The 18,300-nt window shown below is 70.2% G+C and carries 18 protein-coding genes, 3 tRNA genes and 1 pseudogene; 10 read left to right on the plus strand and 12 right to left on the minus strand.

Annotated features, from left to right (window positions below):
• Window positions 1-122 precede the first annotated feature (122 nt).
• From ACWD5D_RS04395 to ACWD5D_RS04410, 4 genes and pseudogenes are all read left to right on the plus strand, one after another.
• The gene (locus ACWD5D_RS04395; protein ID WP_451371265.1) at window positions 123-1,421 is read left to right on the plus strand and encodes a deoxyguanosinetriphosphate triphosphohydrolase; all 1,299 of its coding nucleotides are present in this window, start codon (window positions 123-125) and stop codon (window positions 1,419-1,421) included.
• Between the two features lie 93 nt (window positions 1,422-1,514).
• Window positions 1,515-2,780, plus strand: a complete 1,266-nt coding sequence (locus tag ACWD5D_RS04400) for an NAD(P)/FAD-dependent oxidoreductase (protein WP_451371266.1) — start codon at window positions 1,515-1,517, stop codon at window positions 2,778-2,780.
• Between the two features lie 47 nt (window positions 2,781-2,827).
• The gene (dnaG, locus tag ACWD5D_RS04405) at window positions 2,828-4,732 is read left to right on the plus strand and encodes a DNA primase (protein ID WP_451371267.1); all 1,905 of its coding nucleotides are present in this window, start codon (window positions 2,828-2,830) and stop codon (window positions 4,730-4,732) included.
• Window positions 4,733-4,810: 78 nt separating this feature from the next.
• A pseudogene (locus ACWD5D_RS04410) lies at window positions 4,811-6,140 on the plus strand (RNA polymerase sigma factor).
• Between the two features lie 65 nt (window positions 6,141-6,205).
• On the opposite strand, the gene ACWD5D_RS04415 reads toward ACWD5D_RS04410, so the two are convergent.
• From ACWD5D_RS04415 to ACWD5D_RS04430, 4 genes are all read right to left on the minus strand, one after another.
• A complete protein-coding gene (locus ACWD5D_RS04415; protein ID WP_451371268.1) occupies window positions 6,206-8,134 on the minus strand; it encodes an ABC transporter ATP-binding protein in 1,929 nt (642 codons plus the stop codon).
• Entirely contained in the window at window positions 8,134-9,867 is a 1,734-nt protein-coding gene (locus tag ACWD5D_RS04420) for an ABC transporter ATP-binding protein (RefSeq protein ID WP_451371269.1), read from the minus strand. The genes ACWD5D_RS04415 and ACWD5D_RS04420 overlap by 1 nt, the downstream gene beginning before the upstream one ends.
• 180 nt (window positions 9,868-10,047) lie before the next feature.
• Complete coding sequence (locus ACWD5D_RS04425; protein ID WP_451371270.1) at window positions 10,048-11,502, minus strand: xylulokinase; 1,455 nt, start codon at window positions 11,500-11,502, stop codon at window positions 10,048-10,050.
• A 158-nt stretch (window positions 11,503-11,660) separates the two neighbouring features.
• Window positions 11,661-11,960, minus strand: coding sequence for a YtxH domain-containing protein (locus ACWD5D_RS04430; protein WP_451371271.1), 300 nt, complete (start codon window positions 11,958-11,960; stop codon window positions 11,661-11,663).
• A gap of 158 nt (window positions 11,961-12,118) precedes the next feature.
• Here ACWD5D_RS04430 and ACWD5D_RS04435 point away from each other — a divergent pair.
• The 3 genes from ACWD5D_RS04435 (at window position 12,119) to ACWD5D_RS04445 (ending at window position 12,519) form a co-directional block, all read left to right on the plus strand.
• Window positions 12,119-12,191: transfer RNA gene (locus ACWD5D_RS04435), tRNA-Asn, on the plus strand.
• Window positions 12,192-12,197: 6 nt separating this feature from the next.
• A tRNA-Asn gene (locus ACWD5D_RS04440) sits at window positions 12,198-12,270 on the plus strand.
• Window positions 12,271-12,445: 175 nt separating this feature from the next.
• Window positions 12,446-12,519: transfer RNA gene (locus ACWD5D_RS04445), tRNA-Ile, on the plus strand.
• Window positions 12,520-12,700: 181 nt separating this feature from the next.
• Here the strand turns inward: ACWD5D_RS04445 and ACWD5D_RS04450 are convergent.
• The 4 genes from ACWD5D_RS04450 to ACWD5D_RS04465 all read right to left on the minus strand — a co-directional run bounded on the left by ACWD5D_RS04450 (window position 12,701) and on the right by ACWD5D_RS04465 (window position 14,592).
• Window positions 12,701-13,354, minus strand: coding sequence for a class I SAM-dependent DNA methyltransferase (locus ACWD5D_RS04450; RefSeq protein ID WP_451371272.1), 654 nt, complete (start codon window positions 13,352-13,354; stop codon window positions 12,701-12,703).
• Window positions 13,355-13,434: 80 nt separating this feature from the next.
• Window positions 13,435-13,935 (minus strand): hypothetical protein, encoded by a 501-nt coding sequence (locus ACWD5D_RS04455; RefSeq protein WP_451371273.1) that lies wholly within the window; start codon window positions 13,933-13,935, stop codon window positions 13,435-13,437.
• 145 nt (window positions 13,936-14,080) lie between these two features.
• Complete coding sequence (locus tag ACWD5D_RS04460; RefSeq protein WP_451371274.1) at window positions 14,081-14,242, minus strand: hypothetical protein; 162 nt, start codon at window positions 14,240-14,242, stop codon at window positions 14,081-14,083.
• Window positions 14,239-14,592 (minus strand): hypothetical protein, encoded by a 354-nt coding sequence (locus tag ACWD5D_RS04465; protein ID WP_451371275.1) that lies wholly within the window; start codon window positions 14,590-14,592, stop codon window positions 14,239-14,241. Before ACWD5D_RS04465 ends, ACWD5D_RS04460 begins: the two co-directional genes overlap by 4 nt.
• A 208-nt stretch (window positions 14,593-14,800) precedes the next feature.
• Here ACWD5D_RS04465 and ACWD5D_RS04470 point away from each other — a divergent pair, with 208 nt between their 5' ends.
• From ACWD5D_RS04470 to ACWD5D_RS04480, 3 genes are read left to right on the plus strand one after another with little or no spacing between them, the layout of a single operon-like run.
• Window positions 14,801-15,061, plus strand: coding sequence for a hypothetical protein (locus ACWD5D_RS04470; protein WP_451371276.1), 261 nt, complete (start codon window positions 14,801-14,803; stop codon window positions 15,059-15,061).
• Window positions 15,033-15,560, plus strand: a complete 528-nt coding sequence (locus tag ACWD5D_RS04475) for a DUF6879 family protein (RefSeq protein ID WP_451371277.1) — start codon at window positions 15,033-15,035, stop codon at window positions 15,558-15,560. The genes ACWD5D_RS04470 and ACWD5D_RS04475 overlap by 29 nt, the downstream gene beginning before the upstream one ends.
• 23 nt (window positions 15,561-15,583) lie before the next feature.
• On the plus strand, window positions 15,584-16,435 hold the full coding sequence (locus ACWD5D_RS04480; protein ID WP_451371278.1) for a helix-turn-helix domain-containing protein: 852 nt from the start codon (window positions 15,584-15,586) through the stop codon (window positions 16,433-16,435).
• A 65-nt stretch (window positions 16,436-16,500) separates the two neighbouring features.
• Here the strand turns inward: ACWD5D_RS04480 and ACWD5D_RS04485 are convergent, their stop codons facing one another.
• From ACWD5D_RS04485 to ACWD5D_RS04500, 4 genes are all read right to left on the minus strand, one after another.
• Window positions 16,501-16,785, minus strand: coding sequence for a hypothetical protein (locus tag ACWD5D_RS04485; protein ID WP_451371279.1), 285 nt, complete (start codon window positions 16,783-16,785; stop codon window positions 16,501-16,503).
• Window positions 16,782-16,997: a holin gene (locus tag ACWD5D_RS04490; RefSeq protein WP_451371280.1), complete on the minus strand. Its 216-nt coding sequence runs from the start codon at window positions 16,995-16,997 to the stop codon at window positions 16,782-16,784. The genes ACWD5D_RS04485 and ACWD5D_RS04490 overlap by 4 nt, the downstream gene beginning before the upstream one ends.
• A gap of 3 nt (window positions 16,998-17,000) precedes the next feature.
• Window positions 17,001-17,729: a peptidoglycan recognition protein family protein gene (locus tag ACWD5D_RS04495; RefSeq protein WP_451371281.1), complete on the minus strand. Its 729-nt coding sequence runs from the start codon at window positions 17,727-17,729 to the stop codon at window positions 17,001-17,003.
• A gap of 64 nt (window positions 17,730-17,793) precedes the next feature.
• Complete coding sequence (locus ACWD5D_RS04500; RefSeq protein ID WP_451371282.1) at window positions 17,794-18,294, minus strand: hypothetical protein; 501 nt, start codon at window positions 18,292-18,294, stop codon at window positions 17,794-17,796.
• Window positions 18,295-18,300 lie beyond the last annotated feature (6 nt).

Here is an 18,300-nt window from a genome sequence, read left to right on the forward strand (position 1 = left end):
GCGGCTCCGCCGTGGGCGCGATCAGCCACACACGACCGGCACTCGCCCGATTTCAACACCACGCAGACGAATAGGCGCACCACCACCCCCCTTTTGTCACTACCGACCTTTACTGTCGAAGCATGGAAGGCACCGCAGGTCCCGCCCCCCTCCCCGCTTACGACCCGGCGTCAGCCGACCGCTGGGCACCCGAACCCGACAAACGCCCCGGCCGCACCGCCTTCCAACGCGACCGCGCCCGCATCCTCCACTCCGCGGCCCTGCGCCGCCTCGCCGGCAAGACCCAGGTCGTCACGCCGGACGAGCGCGGCGACCACACCTGGGACGCCAGCCCCCGCACCCGCCTCACCCACTCCCTGGAGTGCGCCCAGGTGGGCCGGGAACTGGGCGCGGCCCTCGGCTGCGACCCCGACCTGGTCGAGGCCGCCTGCCTCTCCCACGACCTCGGCCACCCCCCGTTCGGCCACAACGGCGAGCAGGCCCTGAACGAGTTCGCCCACGACTGCGGCGGATTCGAGGGCAACGCCCAGTCCCTGAGGATCCTGACCCGTATCGAGCCCAAGCGGTTCACCCCGGAGGGCTCCGTCGGCCTCAACCTCACCCGCGCCGCCCTGGACGCCGCCACGAAGTACCCCTGGCCACGCGGCGCCCACCCCACCGACCCGGCGTCCCCGAAGTTCGGCGTGTACGAGGACGACCGCCCGGTCTTCGACTGGGTCCGCAAGGAGGCCCCCGGCACCCGCACCTGCTTCGAGGCACAGGTCATGGACTGGGCGGACGACGTGGCCTACTCGGTGCACGACGTCGAGGACGGCCTGCACGCCGGCCACATCGACCCCGACCGCCTGCGCGCGGAACCCGAACGGCAGGCCGTGTTCGAGGTGGCCGCCGGCCGCTACGTCCCCGCCGGCACCGACCCCGCCGAACTCGCCGCCGCCCTCGACCGGCTCCAGGACCAGGAGTGGTGGCCGCACGGCTACGACGGCTCGGCGGTCGCCCAGGCCCGCCTCAAGGACGCCACCAGCCAGCTCATCGGCCGCTTCTGCCTGGCTGCCGAGGGCGCCACCCGCGCCGCCCACGGCAGCGGCCGCCTCACCCGCTACGGCGCCGAACTCGTGGTACCCCACGAGACGCGGCTGGAGTGCGCGGTGCTCAAGGCCGTCGCCGACCGGTACGTGATGCAGCGCGCCGAGCAGGAGCGGCTCCGCGCCGACCAGCGCGTCGTCGTCGCCGAACTGGCCGAGGCGCTCACCGCCCGCGCCCCGGACGGTCTCGACCCGCAGTTCCGGGCCCTGTTCGAGGCGGCCCCGGACGACCACACCCGCAAACGGGTGATCGTCGACCAGATCGCCTCCCTGACCGACGCCTCGGCCCGCTCGCTGCACGCGAGACTCACCGGGGCATATGTGAAGGGAAAGTGACACCGGGTGGCCTGATTGGGTCACTCCCTCTTCCCGCACCACGCCGTGTGCGGGACGCTCGCATGTGGCGGCACCCTCAAGAGGAGGCAACAAGTGGTCGACGCGGATCAGACATTCGTCATCGTCGGAGGCGGCCTCGCCGGCGCGAAGGCGGCCGAGACGCTCCGTACGGAGGGCTTCACCGGGCGCGTGATACTGATCTGCGACGAACGCGACCAGCCGTACGAGCGCCCGCCGCTGTCCAAGGGGTACCTGCTCGGCAAGGAGGAGCGCGACAGCGTCTTCGTGCACGAGCCCGCCTGGTACGCGCAGAACGACATCGAACTGCACCTCGGCCAGACCGTCGACCGGATCGACCGCGCCGCGAAGACCGTGCGCTACGGCGACGACGGCACCCTCGTCCACTACGACAAGCTGCTGCTCGTCACCGGCGCCGAACCCCGCCGCCTGGACATCCCCGGCACCGGCCTGGCGGGCGTCCACCATCTGCGCCGGCTCGCCCACGCCGAGCGCCTCAAGCACGTCCTGCACAGCCTCGGCCGGGACAACGGGCACCTGGTGATCGCCGGTGCCGGCTGGATCGGCCTGGAGATCGCCGCGGCGGCCCGCGGATACGGCGCCGAGGTCACAGTGATCGCGCCGGCGTCGACCCCGCTGCACCGCGCGCTCGGCCCCGAACTGGGCAACGTCTTCGCCGAGCTGCACCGCGATCACGGGGTCCGCTTCCACTTCGGGCGGCGGCTCACCGAGATCGTCGGCCAGGACGGCATGGTCCTCGCGGTCCGCACCGACGACGGCGAGGAACACCCGGCGCACGACGTGCTCGCGGCGATCGGAGCGGCTCCGCGGGTCGGCCTCGCGGAGGCGGCGGGCCTGGAGCTGGCCGACCGGTCGCAGGGCGGCGGTGTCGTGGTCGACGAGCGGCTGCGGACGTCCGACCCCGACATCTACGCGGCCGGTGACGTGGCGAACTTCCCGCTCGCGCTGTTCGACACCCGGCTGCGGGTGGATCACTGGGCCAACGCCCTCAACGGCGGCCCGGCGGCCGCGCGCGCGATGCTCGGACAGGAGGTCGTCTACGACCGCGTGCCCTACTTCTTCACCGACCAGTACGACCTGGGCATGGAGTACAGCGGATGGGCGCCGCCGGGGTCGTACGACGAGGTGGTGATCCGGGGCGACGCGGGCAAGCGGGAGTTCATCTCGTTCTGGGTGAAGGAGGGGAGGGTGCTGGCCGGGATGAACGTGAACGTGTGGGACGTCACAGAGCCGATCCAGAACCTCATCCGTTCCCGGGCCCAGGTGGACACCGAGGCCCTCGCGAACCCGCACGTACCTCTCGACAGCCTGGCCTCCTGACCTCTTCGCGCGTCCGCACTGTCACACCGCCCCCGTAGAATTCATCCGTGGCAGGACGGATCAACGACGAGGACGTGAAGGCGGTACGGGACGCGGTCCCGATCGACGCCGTGGTCTCCGAGTACCTCCAGCTGCGAAACGCCGGTGGCGGCAACCTCAAGGGGCTGTGCCCCTTCCACGACGAGAAGTCGCCGTCCTTCCAGGTCAGCCCGAGCAAGGGACTCTTCCACTGCTTCGGCTGCCAGGAGGGCGGCGACACCATCACCTTCGTGATGAAGGTGGACCACCTCTCCTTCTCGGAGGCGGTGGAGCGCCTCGCCGGACAGGCCGGCATCACGCTGCGCTACGAGGAGGGCGGGTACAACCCCGCCCACCAGCGCGGCGAACGCATCCGGCTGGTCGAGGCGCACAAGATCGCCGCGCAGTGGTACGCGGAGCAGCTCGCCACCAGCCCCGAGGCCGAGACCGGCCGGGTCTTCCTCGCCGAGCGCGGCTTCGACCAGGCCGCCGCCGTCCACTTCGGCGTCGGCTACAGCCCCCAGGGCTGGGACCACCTCACCCGCTATCTGCGCGGCAAGGGCTTCACCGACAAGGAACTCGTCCTGTCCGGGCTCTCCCAGGAGGGCCGCCGGGGCCCGATCGACCGCTTCCGGGGCCGCCTGATGTGGCCCATCCGGGACATCGGCGGCGAGGTCGTCGGCTTCGGCGCCCGCAAGCTGTACGAGGCGGACAACGGCCCGAAGTACCTGAACACGCCCGACACCGCGATCTACAAGAAGTCGCAGGTCCTGTACGGCATCGACCTCGCGAAGCAGAACATCGCCAAGACCAGCCGGGCCGTCGTCGTCGAGGGCTACACGGACGTCATGGCCTGCCATCTGGCGGGCGTGACGACCGCCATCGCGACCTGCGGCACGGCCTTCGGCGGCGACCACATCAAGATCCTGCGCCGGCTGCTGATGGACAACGGCTCGGCCCGCGTGATCTTCACCTTCGACGGCGACGCGGCCGGCCAGAAGGCGGCCCTGCGCGCCTTCGAGGACGACCAGAAGTTCGCCGCCGAGACCTACATCGCCGTCGCCCCGGACGGCATGGACCCCTGCGACCTGCGCCTGGCCAAGGGCGACGAGGCGGTCGCCGACCTGGCCGAACCCCGCACCCCGCTCTTCGAGTTCGCGCTCCGCCAGATCGTGGGCCGCTACGACCTCGACACCCCGGCCGGCCGCGCCGCCGCCCTGGACGAGGCCGCCCCGGTCGTCGCCCGCATCAAGAACAGCGGCGCGCAGCACGAGGTCGCCGTCGAACTCGCCGGCATGCTCGGCATCCTCGACACCCAGTTCGTGGTCAAGCGGGTGGCCCAGCTGGCCCGTTGGGCCCGGGAGCGGGGCGGCAAGGGCGGCCCCCAGCAGCAGCCGCGCGGCCCCCAGCAGCAGTGGGAGACCGCCCCCCGCCCGGCGAGCGGCGGCCCGGCCCTCACCCTGCGCAACCCGGTCTTCGCCACCGAACGCGAACTGCTCAAACTGGCCCTCCAGCGGCCCGAGCTGGTGTCGCCCGCGTTCGACGCGTACGGCGTCGACGAGTTCACCGCGCCCCCGTACGCGGCGGTCCGTCAGTCGATCGCGGAGGCGGGGGGCGCCGAGTACGGCACGCAGGACGCCCAGGAGTATCTGGTCCGGGTCCGCGAGGCGGCCCCCGACGACGCGGTCCGGGCGATGGTGACCGAGCTGGCGGTGGAGGCGATCCTGCGCCGTACCGTCGACGAGTCGTACGCGGGCGAGCAGCTCGTCACCGTCCGTCGCAGGGCCGTCGCCCGTCGGCTCGCCGATCTGCAGGGCGCGCTGACCCGGCTCGGGCACTCGGATCCGGCCCAGTCGGCCGCAGTCCAGAACGAGATGATGGTCCTGACCAGGTACGAAAGGGCTCTCCAGGACGAGGGCCCGACTGCTCTCTGAGCCGCCCGCGGGCCACCGGGATCACCCGTCGGTCACGGGCCGGACGCAAAAAGTCACCGCACGACCCTCGTGGCGGCGATGTGTCTTACTCCACACTGGGTGCGGTGCCCGAGTCCTCGGAGCGCAGGCCGTCGACTCTCCGCCCCCCAAGTGCCGCTGCCGCACACCTTGAGCAGCGATCATCCTGGAGGTCGCCCCCGTGCAGACCCAGACCCTCACCCAAAACAGAAGCACCACCAGCGCAACCGCCGACGAGCCGGACGCGGAGTCCGACGTCCTGGCGGCCGTACCCCGGCAGGACCGTTCCCTCCACCATCCGGAGGCGGGCCCGGAGCCCGGCCTCTCGATCGAGCAGACCCCGGAGCCGGCCGACGAGCCGGCGGAGCCGCCCGCCGAGGCGCTGACGGAGGACCCCGACGCGACCGGTGCGCCCGGCGAGTCGGACGAGGCCGAGGAACCCGCCGAGGCGCCGGCCGCCGCGCGCGCCGACACCGGCGGCCCCACCTCGGACCTGTTCCGCCAGTACCTGCGCGAGATAGGCCGCATCCAACTGCTCACCGCCGCCGAGGAGGTCGAACTCGCCCGCCGGGTCGAGGCGGGCCTGTTCGCCGAGGAGAAGCTGAGCAGCACGCCCGACCTGGACAGCCAGCTCGCGCTCGACCTGGACCGGATCGTCGTCATGGGCCGGATGGCCAAGCGCCGTCTCATCGAGGCCAACCTGCGGCTCGTGGTCTCCGTCGCCAAGCGCTACATAGGCCGCGGCCTGACCATGCTCGACCTGGTCCAGGAGGGCAACCTCGGGCTGATCCGCGCCGTGGAGAAGTTCGACTACGCACGCGGCTACAAGTTCTCCACGTACGCGACCTGGTGGATCCGCCAGGCCATGTCCCGCGCCCTGGCCGACCAGGCCCGCACCATCCGGGTGCCGGTGCACGTCGTGGAACTGATCAACCGGGTCGTGCGCGTCCAGCGCCGCATGCTGCAGGAACGCGGTTACGAACCCACCCCGGAGGAGGTCGCCGCCCACCTCGACCTGCCTCCCGAGCGGGTCTCCGAGGTGCTGCGGCTCGCCCAGGAACCGGTGTCCCTGCACGCGCCGGTCGGTGAGGAGGACGATGTCGCCCTCGGCGATCTCATCGAGGACGGCGACGCGGCCAGCCCCGTCGAGTCCGCCGCGTTCCTGCTGCTGCGCCAGCACCTGGAGGCGGTCCTCTCCACCCTCGGGGAACGCGAACGCAAGGTGGTCCAACTGCGTTACGGCCTCGCCGACGGGCGTCCCCGCACGTTGGAGGAGATAGGGCGGCTCTTCGGCGTGACGCGGGAGCGGATACGTCAGATCGAGTCCAAGACGCTGAACAAGCTTCGCGATCACGCGTATGCGGATCAGCTGCGGGGGTATCTCGACTGAACTCGTCCGCGGGCCGGCGCGGGCGAGCGAGACTCACCCACCCGCGCCGGCTCGGAGCAGCGGACTCAGTCCACCTCGGCCACCGCCTGCGCGAACTGGGCCTTGTACAGGCGGGCGTACGCCCCGTCCGCCGCCAGCAGGTCCGCGTGGGCGCCCTGTTCGACGATCGAGCCGTTCTCCATGACCAGGATCGTGTCGGCGTCCCGGATGGTGGAGAGACGGTGGGCGATGACGAACGAGGTGCGGCCGTGGGCGAGTTTGGCCATGGCCTTCTGGATCAGCACCTCGGTACGGGTGTCGACGGAGGACGTCGCCTCGTCCAGCACCAGGATCACCGGGTCGGACAGGAACGCCCGCGCGATGGTGATGAGCTGCTTCTCACCGGCGCTGACGCCCGTGCCCTCGTCGTCGATCACGGTGTCGTAGCCGTCGGGGAGGGTACGGATGAACCGGTCGGCGTGCGCGGCCCGCGCGGCCTCCTCGATCTCGCCCCGGGTGACCTCCCGCGAGGCACCGTACGCGATGTTGTCCGCGATGCTGCCGCCGAACAGCCAGGTGTCCTGCAGCACCATGCCGATCCCGGCGCGCAGTTCGTCCCGGGACATCTTCCGGATGTCCACGCCGTCCAGGGTGATCCGCCCGCCGGAGACGTCGTAGAACCGCATCAGCAGGTTGACCAGCGTGGTCTTGCCCGCGCCGGTCGGGCCGACTATCGCGACCGTGTGGCCGGGTTCGACCTTCAGCGACAGGTCCTCGATCAGCGGCTTCTCGGGGTCGTACCGGAAGGACACGCCCTCCAACGCCACCCGCCCGCGCAGCTCGGCCGGCCGCTCGCCCGGCACCGGATCCGCCTCCTGCTCCTCCGCGTCCAGGAGTTCGAAGATCCGCTCGGCCGAGGCGACGCCCGACTGCACCAGGTTCGCCATCGACGCGACCTGCGTCAGCGGCATCGAGAACTGCCGCGAGTACTGGATGAAGGCCTGCACGTCACCGATGGACAGCGCGCCCGACGCGACCCTGAGGCCACCGACGACCGCCACCAGCACGTAGTTCAGGTTCGACACGAACATCATCAGCGGCTGCATCACACCGCTGTTGAACTGTGCCTTGAACGCGGCCTCGTACAGCGCCTCGTTCTGCTCGGCGAACTGCTTCGACGACTCGTCCTGCCGCCCGAACACCTTCACCAGGGTGTGCCCGGTGTACATCTCCTCGATGTGCGCGTTGAGCGTGCCGGTGGAGCGCCACTGCTGCACGAAGTGCGGCTGCGACCGCTTGCCGATCCGGGTCGCCACCACGAACGACAGCGGTACGGTCACCAGCGCGACCAGCGCCAGCACCCAGGAGACCCAGAACATCACCGCGAGCACGCCGATGATGGTCAGCACCGAGTTGATCAGCTGGCCCATCGACTGCTGGAGCGTCTGCCCGATGTTGTCGATGTCGTTGGTCGCCCGGGAGAGCACCTCGCCGCGCTGGCGCTTGTCGAAGTACGACAGCGGCAGCCGCGACAGCTTGACCTGCACGGATTCCCGCAGCCGGTACATCGTGCGGTTCACGGCCCGGTTGACCAGCCGCGTCGCCACCGCCATCAGCAGACCGGCCACCAGGAACGTGACCAGCGCGAGCAGCAGGACGTTCCCGACGGCGTCGAAGTCGATGCCCTTGCCGGGGGTGAAGTCGGTGCTCTTCAGCATGTCCGCGATGGAGCCCTGGCCCCGCGCGCGCATCGAGTCGAGCACCTGCTCCTTGGAGGCCCCGGCCGGCATCCGCCGGCCGATGATCCCGGCGAACACCAGGTCGGTGGCCTTGCCGAGGATCTTCGGGCCGATCACGTTCAGGGTCACGCTGACGACCACGCACAGCAGCAGGGCGTAGATGGTGACCCGTTCGGGCTTGAACTGGGCGACGAGCCGTTTGCCCGACCCCTTGAAGTCCATCGAGCGCTGGTCGGGGCCGCCCCCGGCCATCATGCGTCCCATGGGCCCGGCCATCAGGCAGCCTCCGCTTCCGTGAGCTGGGAGAGGACGATCTCCCGGTAGGTCTCGTTGCCGGCCATCAGTTCGTGGTGCCGGCCGGAGCCGACCACCCGGCCCTCGTCGAGGACGATGATCCGGTCGGCCTCCCGGATGGTCGCCACGCGCTGGGCGACGATCACCACGGTGGCCTCGGCGGTCTCCTCGGCCAGCGCCGCGCGCAGCGCCGCGTCCGTGGCGTAGTCGAGCGCGGAGAAGGAGTCGTCGAAGAGGTAGATCTCCGGGCGCTGGACGAGTGTGCGCGCGATGGCGAGGCGCTGGCGCTGGCCGCCGGACACGTTCGTGCCGCCCTGCGCGATCGGCGCGTTCAGCCCGCCCTCCAGCCTGCTCACGAAGTCCTTGGCCTGCGCCACCTCCAGCGCGTGCCACAGTTCCTCGTCGGTGGCGTCCGGATTGCCGTAGCGCAGGTTGGTGGCCACGGTGCCGGCGAACAGGTACGGCTTCTGCGGCACCAGTCCGACGGTCTTCGCGAGCAGGCGCGGCTCGACCTCCTGGACGTCGGTGCCGTCCACCAGCACCTCACCCTCCGTGGCGTCGAACAGCCGCGGCACCAGCCCCAGCAGCGTCGACTTGCCGCTGCCGGTCGAGCCGATCACGGCGGTCGTCTCGCCGGGCCGGGCCACCAGGTCGATGCCCTTGAGCACCGGCTCCTCGGCACCCGGATAGCGGAAGCCCGCCGCGCGGATCTCCAGATGCCCGTGCCGGCGCAGCTCGGTGACCGGCGCGAGCGGCGGCACCACGCTCGACTCGGTGTCCAGCACCTCCTGGATGCGCTCGGCACACACCTCCGCGCGCGGCACCATCATGAACATGAAGGTGGCCATCATCACGGACATGACGATCTGCATCAGATAGGCGAGGAACGCGGTCAGGTCGCCGATGCGCATCCCGCCGCTGTCGATGCGGTGCGCGCCGAACCACACCACCGCGATGGACGACAGGTTCACCACCGTCATCACGATCGGGAACATCAGCGCGAGCATCCGGCCGGTGGCCAGCTGCATCTCGGTCAGCTCGCCGTTGGCCTTCCCGAACCGGCCCTGCTCGTACTCGTCCCGGACGAAGGCGCGGATCACCCGGTTGCCGGTGATCTGCTCGCGCAGTACCCGGTTCACCGTGTCCAGGCGGACCTGCATGCTGCGGAACAGCGGCCGCAGCCGGCGCACGATCAGCGTCACGCAGATGCCGAGCACCGGGACGACGGCGACGAGCACCCCGGACAGCGGCACGTCCAGGCCGAGGGCCAGCACGATGCCGCCGACGCACATGATGGGCGCCGACACCATCAGCGTGAACGACAGCAGGACCAGCATCTGGACCTGCTGGACGTCGTTCGTGGTCCGGGTGATGAGCGAGGGTGCCCCGAAGTGACCCACCTCACGCGAGGAGAAGGACTGCACCCGGTCGAAGACCGCGCCGCGCAGGTCCCGGCCGAGCGCGGAGGCGGTCCGGGCGCCGTAGTACACGGCGCCGATGTTGCACACGACCTGGACCAGCGAGATACCGATCATCACGGCACCGGCGGACACGATGTAACCCGTGTCACCGTTCACGACACCGTTGTCGATGATGCGCGCGTTCAGGTTGGGAAGGTAAAGGGTGGCGCACGTCTGCAGGAACTGCAGCAGCACCAGGAGGGCGATGGGTTTCCTGTAGGGCCTGAGATAGGTCCGCAGAAGTCGTATGAGCACGCTACGTCTCTCGGAGTCGGCGGTGGGGGCAGGTGTGCCCTTGGCCCCTATCGTCGAACACTCCACCGGTGTTACCTCAACCGATTAACCCAACAGCGGACATTCGTACGGCCTTACGGGTGCCGTCCGAATTCAACAGGTTTGCGGCACTATGTCCCTGATGTGTATCCGCTGCACCCTCTAGCTCTGGAACGCCCCCGGGTGGGTCTGCTCCCGCACCGCCGTGAACTGCTGCCGCACCGCCTGGCCCACGGGCAGCTCCTCGCCCGGTTCCAGCACCTGCGCCGACGGACCCTGCCAGGACGGCGGGGTGCGCGGGTCGAGCGTGCCCCGCGACACCCCGAGAGCCCAGGCGGCCTGCCGGGCCGCGCCGATCGCCGTGTAGTCGGCGGGCTGCGGTACGACGACCTGCGCCCCGAACAGCGAGGGCGCCGCGGCCTGTACGGCGGGCAGCTCGGCGGCCGGCCCCAGCAGGAAGATCCGCCGCACCTCCACGCCCCGCCCGCGCAGCACGTCCAGCGCGTCCCCGAGCCCGCACAGCATGCCCTCGAACGCGGCCCGCGCCAGATGCTCCGGCTTCATCGACTCCCGCCGCAGCCCCGCGATCGTGCCGGCCGTGTGCGGCAGGTTCGGCGTCCGCTCGCCCTCCAGATAGGGGAGCATGACCAGCCCGTGCGAGCCCGGCGTGGACTTCATCGCCAGCTCGGACAGACTCTCCAGGTCGGGCAGGCCGAGCAGTTCGGCGGTGCCGCGCAGGGTGCGCACGGCGTTCAGGGTGGTGACGACCGGCAGGTGCATGCCGGTGGCGTCGGCGAGCGACGTGATCATCCCGGACTGGTCGGTGAGCGGCTCCGGGTGCACGGCCATCACCGACCCGGACGCCCCGAGCGAGACGACCGCGTCGCCCAGCCCGATCCCGAGCCCGAACGCGGCGGCCATGGTCTCCCCGGTGCCGGCGGAGATCAGCAGCCCCTCCGGGGTCGTCCCGGCCGCCTCGGCCGGACCGATCACCTCGGGCAGCACCGCCTGGTGCCCGAGGGCCAGCTCGACCAGGTCGGGCCGGTAGCCGCCGGTGGCCGCGGACCAGTACCCGGTGCCCGAGGCGCCACCGCGATCCGTCGTACGGCGCACCGGCCGGCCGAGCAGCTGCCAGACGAGCCAGTCGTGGGCCTGGAGCAGCACCGCCGTGCGGTGCGCGTTCTCCGGCTCGTTCTTCGCCAGCCAGCGCAGCTTGGTCACCGGCTGCGCGGCCTGCGGCACACAGCCGACCGCCTGCGCCCAGGCCTCCCGGCCGCCCAGCGCGTCGATCAGGTCGGCCGCCGCGATCTGCGTCCGCTTGTCGCCGCCGGTCATCGCCGGGCGCACGGTGTTGCCCTGCGCGTCGAGCGGAACCAGCGCGTTCTGCTGCGAGGAGACGCCGATGGCCTGCACGCCCTCCAGCAGACCGCCCCCGGCGGCCTCGCCCAGGGACAGCAGCCAGGCCTGCGGGTCCACGTCACTCGGACGCGAGGCACCGTCCGGCGCCTCGACCGGGTGCGGCGCGTATCCCTGCCGTAGTACGGCACCGGTGTCCGTGTCGCAGACCACGATGCGAGTGAAATCGGACGAGCTGTCCAAGCCGGCGACTATCCCCATACGGAGAATTTTGCAGCATCGCGGCGCTTGCTTCCGCCGAGGGCGGTCAAGCGTCGCGGGGGTGGGTGTGGTGTGCCGGGTGCGCGTGCGTCGTGGTTGATCGCGCGGTTCCCCGCGCCCCTCGGGTGGGTCACCTTGCCCGGGGCCGGAAAGTACCCCTACGTGTTGCTGGTGCCCCAGTCGTCCTCCGGGGTGCCGTTCAGGTTGCGCAGGGAGCGCATCCGCTGGGCCACGGACTCGGGGACGCGGTCGCCGACCTTGTCGCTGACGGTGTGGAAGGCCTTGCCGGCGTAGACACGGCCCTGCTGGGCGGCGGTCTCGGCGGTGTTGCGCACCGCGGGGTTCTGCGCGATCCGGCGGGCGGACTTCTTCAGCTGCTCGTAGCGCTCGCGTCCCGCCCTGGTGCCGAGCACGTAACCGAGGGCCAGTCCGGCGACGAACGTGAGCCGGTAGCGCATGGCGGCCACCCTTCCCTTGCGTAGGTCTCTGGTGCGGCGTCGGGGCCTGGGGATACCGATTGGCGGAGCACCCCCCTGCTTGCGCTAATGTATGTGTCGCAGCGAGCGCCCGCCCCCTGGCGAATACCCAGGTAGGTGCGTTCGATGCAACGAGGCGATCCTCCGTAGCTCAATTGGCAGAGCAGCCGGCTGTTAACCGGCAGGTTACTGGTTCGAGTCCAGTCGGGGGAGCTTCGGTCCTCCGTAGCTCAATTGGCAGAGCAGCCGGCTGTTAACCGGCAGGTTACTGGTTCGAGTCCAGTCGGGGGAGCGCAGTGAAGAGGACCCCTTGGGGGTCCTTTTTCATGTTCCCGGGAACCACGGCGCGTACGCGGAAGTCTCAAGGTCAGGAAGCCGAGCGGAAGCCGACCATCCGAAGCAGGAGATCGTATGAGCGGCTATGCTGCGGCAGACGGCGCGCACACTTGTACGCGACACGCCGCTATGGGGCGGTAGCTCAGCCGGTTAGAGCAGCGGACTCATAATCCGTCGGCCGTGGGTTCGAGTCCCACCCGCCCCACCGTCACCGGTCGGCGCAGGAACGATTTCACCTGCGCCGACTGTGCACCGCCCCGTTGGCGAACGCGTGGAGCGACACGCCAGAGATCGCTGGCTCAGCCGAGGCTCAGCCGAAGTGCAGGCGATCAAGACACGAAGAAGCCCCGACCGGCGAGGTGCCGGCCGGGGCCAAGGGGCGACGATCAGACGCGGGCCTGGACGATGAGGGTGCCGATGTGGCCCGGTTTCGGGGCCTCCACCACCATCGCCTCCGCCGTGGCGAAGCCTGCCCGGAGCAGGAACCGTTCCCACACGGCGGGCTTGTAGCTGTAGCGGTAGGTGAACATGGCCTTCCCTGCGAAGCCGCCCTTGTACATGCCCTGCGGGCCGTAGGCGCCCGGGATGGCCGGCGGCTGGGAGAACACGAACACCCCGCCCGGCACCAGGTGCTCACGCACGAGGGGGAAGAGCCGGGACGGGTCGGTGAACCAGGCCGCCCCGAAGATGGAGTAGACGGCGTCGTACCGGCCGCAGTCGCGAGCGAGCCAGTCGAGGATCTCGCCCTGCTCGATCCGTACCCCGAGCGGCGCCCACCGCCCGCCGGCCAACTGGACCATGCGCGGCGAGAGGTCCACGCCAGCGGCCTTCACGCCCTGCTGCGAGAGGTGGGCGAGGGCGCGGCCGGTTCCGCAGCCGATCTCCAGCGCGAACTCGGGGCTGCCGAGGAGTTCGGGGCCGGGGCCGTGGCCTGCGTACTGGGTCCAGCAGAACGACGGCTCGGCGTCCTCCTTGAACGCCGACTCTGCGAAGGCGTCCCACAGTTCGGTCTCGGCTGCGATGTCGTGCGGTACGGGCACAGCTGGGTCCTCAGGTCGTTGGTGTGCGGGAGCCCCCGCCCTCCGGGGGAACGTGAGGGCGGGGGCGACTGTAGCCGGGGTCAGTGGCTGTCGGGGACCTTGTCGTCACACGGGGAGCACTCCGAGCCGTCGATGGCCCACAGTTCCTCGTCGATCGGCCAGCCCTGGCTCTTCAGGAAGTCGCCGGTGCGCAGGCACAGGCCGTCGCGGCGGCGCTCGATGAACGGGGCGTGGTGCTTGAAGCGGCCGCCGTTGTAGAGGCGGCAGATGCCCCACCAGACCGGGGTGTCGAGGATGAGCTGGTGGACGCCGATGTCGACGAGCTTGCCGACGCCGAGGTGCATGTCGGGGTTCTCGATGGAGCCCATGACGTACATGATCGCGTTGCCGAGGATCCGTTCGGCCATGTCGCGGACCATGGTGTGGTCGCGCAGGAGCAGGGCGATCTCGCGATCCCACAGGCTCATGCCGGAGTCGAACACGTTCACGGTGAGTTCGGTGATGTGCGGGGCGACCGCGTTGAGGAGTTCCTGCGGATCGCGGGTGCCGGTGGCGGTGGGGCGTTCTAACGCGACGGTCACTATTCCTCCTGGATGGAAGGCTGTTCGTTGGGCCTGCCGCCGGGACGGGGTGACCTGGCGGCAGGTGTGCGGTCCGCCCGTCTCTTGCCGTCCGGGCGGGCCGCGCTCGGCATCGGACCCTCTGCGACGCCGAGAGCCTGTGTGCCTACGTGCCGCGTCGGCGGGTGGGGTAGGTCTGCTGGGGTGTGGGCTGGCAGCGTTCCTCGTGGACGTGCGCCGTGGTCCCGGGGCCGGACGGCGAGAAGCGGTCGACGGCCACGTACCGCTCACCCTCGCGGATCGACTTGCCGCAGCGGACGCAGATCACCGGCGTGCCTCCCGAACGAGCCGCACCAGCCCGAGCCCGGTGGGGCATTGGGTGTGGTCGTCGACGCACTGCTCGCAGGTCTGGGTGTGCTGCATCAGCGTGTCCATGGCCTGCTGCTGTGCACACGGCTTGCAGGCGCGCGGGAACCACGCGGTGGGTTCACCGAGGCGTTTGAACGTGCGCGGGCCGAGATCCACGGCCGTGCCGGGGGTGAGGGCGACGCCGTCCCACACGCACGTCATGCCGCGAGTCTGCGCCTGGGAGAGGCTGTTGTACGGCGGGAGGATGACGGCGGCGAGCGGGTTTGGGGCTACAGACAGGCCGGCGCTGCCGCCTCTACTGTTGGTCACGTCAGCCTGCTTTCTCAGGTTGGCCGTGCCCGGGGCCGTTCACGCGGCCGCCGGGGTTTCTCGTATCCACCGACGCTAAGAGTGAGGTGTGCAGCACAGCCAGCAATGTGCACGGATGTACACGCGTCTTGTTTGCGCCCTTGACCTGCCAAGTCCCGCGCACGACGGTGGTGTACATCTCTGAACACGAAACGTGCAGGAGGCGGTCATGCCCCTACAGTTCATCGGGATCGACCCGAACACCGGCACAGGTGAAAGCCCCACGGTCTGGGTCGACGACAACAAGAACGAACTGGTCATCCAGGGATGGAAACCAGGCCCTGAACTCGAAGCAGAATGCGCCGCGTTCGAGGTCCCCGGCCACGCAGCAGGCATCCCCGAGCATGAGGCAGTTGTCCGAATCCCGGCCCGCATGGTGCCGATCCTGAGGAAGGCGTGCGATGCCGCAGAACGTGCCGAGCTTCGATGAGCTGCTGGACGGCGCGCAGAGCTCAGCCGTCCACCTCGAAATGCGAGACGCCTACGGAGTCGCCAGCGAGGCCGACGACTTCGCCCACTGGCAAAGCACCGGGCAGCGTGACACCGACCCCGCCTCGCCCTACTGGGGTCCGTGGGTAGCGCTCATCCGCCGCACCGTCGCCCGCGGCGTGACCGTGCGCCGTGCCCGCATTGTTTCCGAGCCCGTGAGCGACTACATCCGGTACGAACATGCGAGCACCGTCGTCAACCTGGAGGCCGGCGAACAGGTGCGGTGGCTGGCTCGCCGGCGCGCCTCAGATATCGCGCTCCCGGGCAATGACTTTTGGCTGATCGACGGCCGCCTGGTCCGGTGGAACCACTTCACCGGGAACGGAGCGTCGGCGGGTGGCGAGATCAGCGAGGACCCGGCCGCGGCGAAGCTGTGCGCCGACGCGTTCGAAGCGGTGTGGGCGCGCGCCGTCCCGCACGAGAACTACAAGATCAGCTAACGCGAAAGTGACCAGGCCAGCTCATGCCTCTCTCCCCGTCCTCCTCGGCCCAGGCCGCCCGTGAAGCCGTCGCGCAGCGCCTGAAAGAACTCCGTGCCGACGCCGGGATCACCGGGCCTGAGCTGGCCGCACGCTGCGACTGGTCCCACCCCAAGACGTACCGGATCGAGGGCGCCCGCACCCCGCCGTCCGCCGACGACATCCGCCGATGGTGCGAAGCCTGCGGCGTCGGGGACCAGGCGGACGACATCATCGCCCAGTCCCGCACCGCCGAGTCGATGTATGTGGACTGGCGGCGCAAAGTCCGCACCGGGCTGAAGCAGCTGCAGAACAGCTACGTGCCGCTATTCAAGGCGACGAAGCTGTTCCGGGTGTACTCGCCCACGATGGTGCCCGGCCTGCTGCAGACCGAGGGATACGCGCGCGGGCTGATGACCTCGATCACCCGCTTCCGGGATATCCCCGACGACGTCGCAGACGCGGTCGCCGCCCGGCTGGAGCGGTCCCGGATCATTCACGAGCCAGGTCACCGGTTCGCGATGGTCATCGAGGAGCCGGTGCTCCACTACCAGCTGGGCAATCCGGATGCGATGGCCGCGCAGCTCGGCTACCTGCTCACGGCGGGGGCGCTGCCACAGGTGTCGTTGGGCATCATTCCCAGCGCGGTCCAAGACCGGCCGATGTGGCCGCAGGAACTGTTCCACGTGTACGACGAGACACTCGTGTCCGTCGAGTTGCTCGCGGCCCGCGTGCAGGTGACACAGCCCTCCGAGATCACCCAGTACGTGAAGGCCTTCGAGCAGCTGCGCGGCATGGCCGTGTACGGGGCCGACGCCCGCACGCTCATCGTGAAGGCCCTCGACGCGCTCCGCTGACCCCGGGCATGACGAAACGCCCCCAACCACGGCCGCGGGGACCGTGACTGGGGGCGTTGGGGGGTTCAGCGTGCGAACAGGGCGATGGCGCCCGTGGCGGCGCCGGCCACACCGGTGAGTGCGGCAATGGCAGGCAGGGGCCAGCGGTTCTTCTTCAGGGCTTCGACGTCGGCGCGGAGGTCGGCGATGTCTCGTTCGGTGTCCTGCCGGAGCAGCATCAGGTCCTTCTCGTTGCGCTCCGACCGTTCGACGAGGACGGCCAACGAGCCCTTCACCTCGGCGAATCCGGTGGCGACCGTACCGCGGAGCCGTTCGAGCTCTACGGCCACCGAGGCCTCTGGTACGGTCACCCGTCGCTCCTCGGCAGCGCGGCCGCCGTCCCCGGCGTGCCGACGAACGCGGACAGGGCGCCCTTCACCACGGCCAGTGCGGCCGGTATCGCGGCGACGGCGGCGGCCCTCGCCGCCGGCAGGTCGACGACGGCCCCGGCGAGGAGCAGGCCGAGGAACGCCTCGAGGTAGGTGGCGACCGTGCGCTCGGCGATGTCGATGAGGAACTTCATGGGTCAGGAACCCTTCTTCTCCAGCGCGGTGACGCGCTTCTCCAGGTCGGTCAGCCGCTGTTCGGTGGTGCGCGGCGCGGGCGCGGGTGTGGGCGGCTTCGGCGCGGCCGGCGACCAGCTGGCCGCGTGCTTCAGCCGCTCGACCACCCGCTTGCGAATGTCCGGCATGGACACCCCGGGCCCGGCCGGGTCGACCTTGCCGGGCTGCCACTCCTTGTGCCCGATGACGGAGGTGTCGCCGGTCTTGCCCCAGCCGTGCGCCCGGCACAGCGCGGCCGCGGTACGGACGATCGCCTCGACCTGCACGGCCGGCCACGGGTCGCGGCCATCGCCGAGGTTCTCGCACTCGAAGCCGTAAAAGTGCGGGTTGCCGTCGACGGTCGCCTGGTTGTCGGCGGGCAGCGCCCGCTCGGCGACAACCGCGGCGAGTACGTCCGGGTCGCCGAGGCCGGCGTGGTTGGCGCGGCCGTAGCCGACGAGGTGGACGATGCCCTGCTTGTCGATGACGCCGTGGCAGAGCGGTCCGGGCAGGCTGGTGTAGCCGTCGCGACAGATCGCCACGGTGTTCGCGGTGCCCTTGGTGACGGTGTGGTGGATCATCACGCCGTTCACCGGCCCCCACGAGCCCTTGGCGTTGCGGTTGTGGTGCGGCCAGTCGCCGACCTCGACGATGCGGACGCCCTCGGCGCGCAGGGCCGCGAGGAACGCCGAGGCAGACAGGGGGGTGGCCATACGGCCTCCAGACATAAGGAAGGCCCCGGCCGGGCGGCGCGGGGCGTATGAACAGGGGAACGGGTCAGGCCGCCTGGTACTGGAAGGACCCATGGAGCGCATGCCCGGACGCCCACGTCCACGGCGACACCGAGTCGACAAGTCCGGCCGCAGTGACGGCGACGGCGTCGACGCGGCCCGAGTCCACGGAGATCCGGAACGTCGAGTTGGTGTTGGCCTGCACGCGGCCGATCAGCGTCGCCGCATCGGACATACGCAGCGAGCAGTACCCCAGCGTGTCTCCGGACGCGGCTGCCGAAGCGACGGGCAGGCCGAAGAGCCAGTTGTCCGCTGACGTGGGCGAGGCCCCGAAGTTCGTCGTCGTTCCGAACCCGATGTCGAAGGAGCAGACGACCAGGTTGCCGGTCTGACAGAAATCACAGGAGAGGGTCGCGTTCCCGAGGCTGGGTAGACGTAGACCCGTGGTCGTCGACCACGACGGCGTCCAGGTCTGCCAGGTCGGTGAGATCGACGCCAGACGATTGGCTGTAATCACCATCCCGGGCTGCCAAGGTTCGTATGGCACAGGGAC

This window comes from Streptomyces sp. NPDC002520 (assembly GCF_053595235.1).

Excerpts from the sequence above, each read along its gene's own strand:
- ACWD5D_RS04395 (WP_451371265.1), top strand. The coding sequence starts at position 123 with ATGGAAGGCACCGCAGGTCCCGCCCCCCTCCCCGCTTACGACCCGGCG.
- ACWD5D_RS04415 (WP_451371268.1), bottom strand. The coding sequence starts at position 8,134 with ATGGCCGGGCCCATGGGACGCATGATGGCCGGGGGCGGCCCCGACCAG.
- ACWD5D_RS04425 (WP_451371270.1), bottom strand. The coding sequence starts at position 11,502 with ATGGGGATAGTCGCCGGCTTGGACAGCTCGTCCGATTTCACTCGCATC.
- ACWD5D_RS04430 (WP_451371271.1), bottom strand. The coding sequence starts at position 11,960 with ATGCGCTACCGGCTCACGTTCGTCGCCGGACTGGCCCTCGGTTACGTG.
- ACWD5D_RS04470 (WP_451371276.1), top strand. The coding sequence starts at position 14,801 with ATGCCCCTACAGTTCATCGGGATCGACCCGAACACCGGCACAGGTGAA.
- ACWD5D_RS04475 (WP_451371277.1), top strand. The coding sequence starts at position 15,033 with ATGCCGCAGAACGTGCCGAGCTTCGATGAGCTGCTGGACGGCGCGCAG.
- ACWD5D_RS04480 (WP_451371278.1), top strand. The coding sequence starts at position 15,584 with ATGCCTCTCTCCCCGTCCTCCTCGGCCCAGGCCGCCCGTGAAGCCGTC.
- ACWD5D_RS04490 (WP_451371280.1), bottom strand. The coding sequence starts at position 16,997 with ATGAAGTTCCTCATCGACATCGCCGAGCGCACGGTCGCCACCTACCTC.
- ACWD5D_RS04495 (WP_451371281.1), bottom strand. The coding sequence starts at position 17,729 with ATGGCCACCCCCCTGTCTGCCTCGGCGTTCCTCGCGGCCCTGCGCGCC.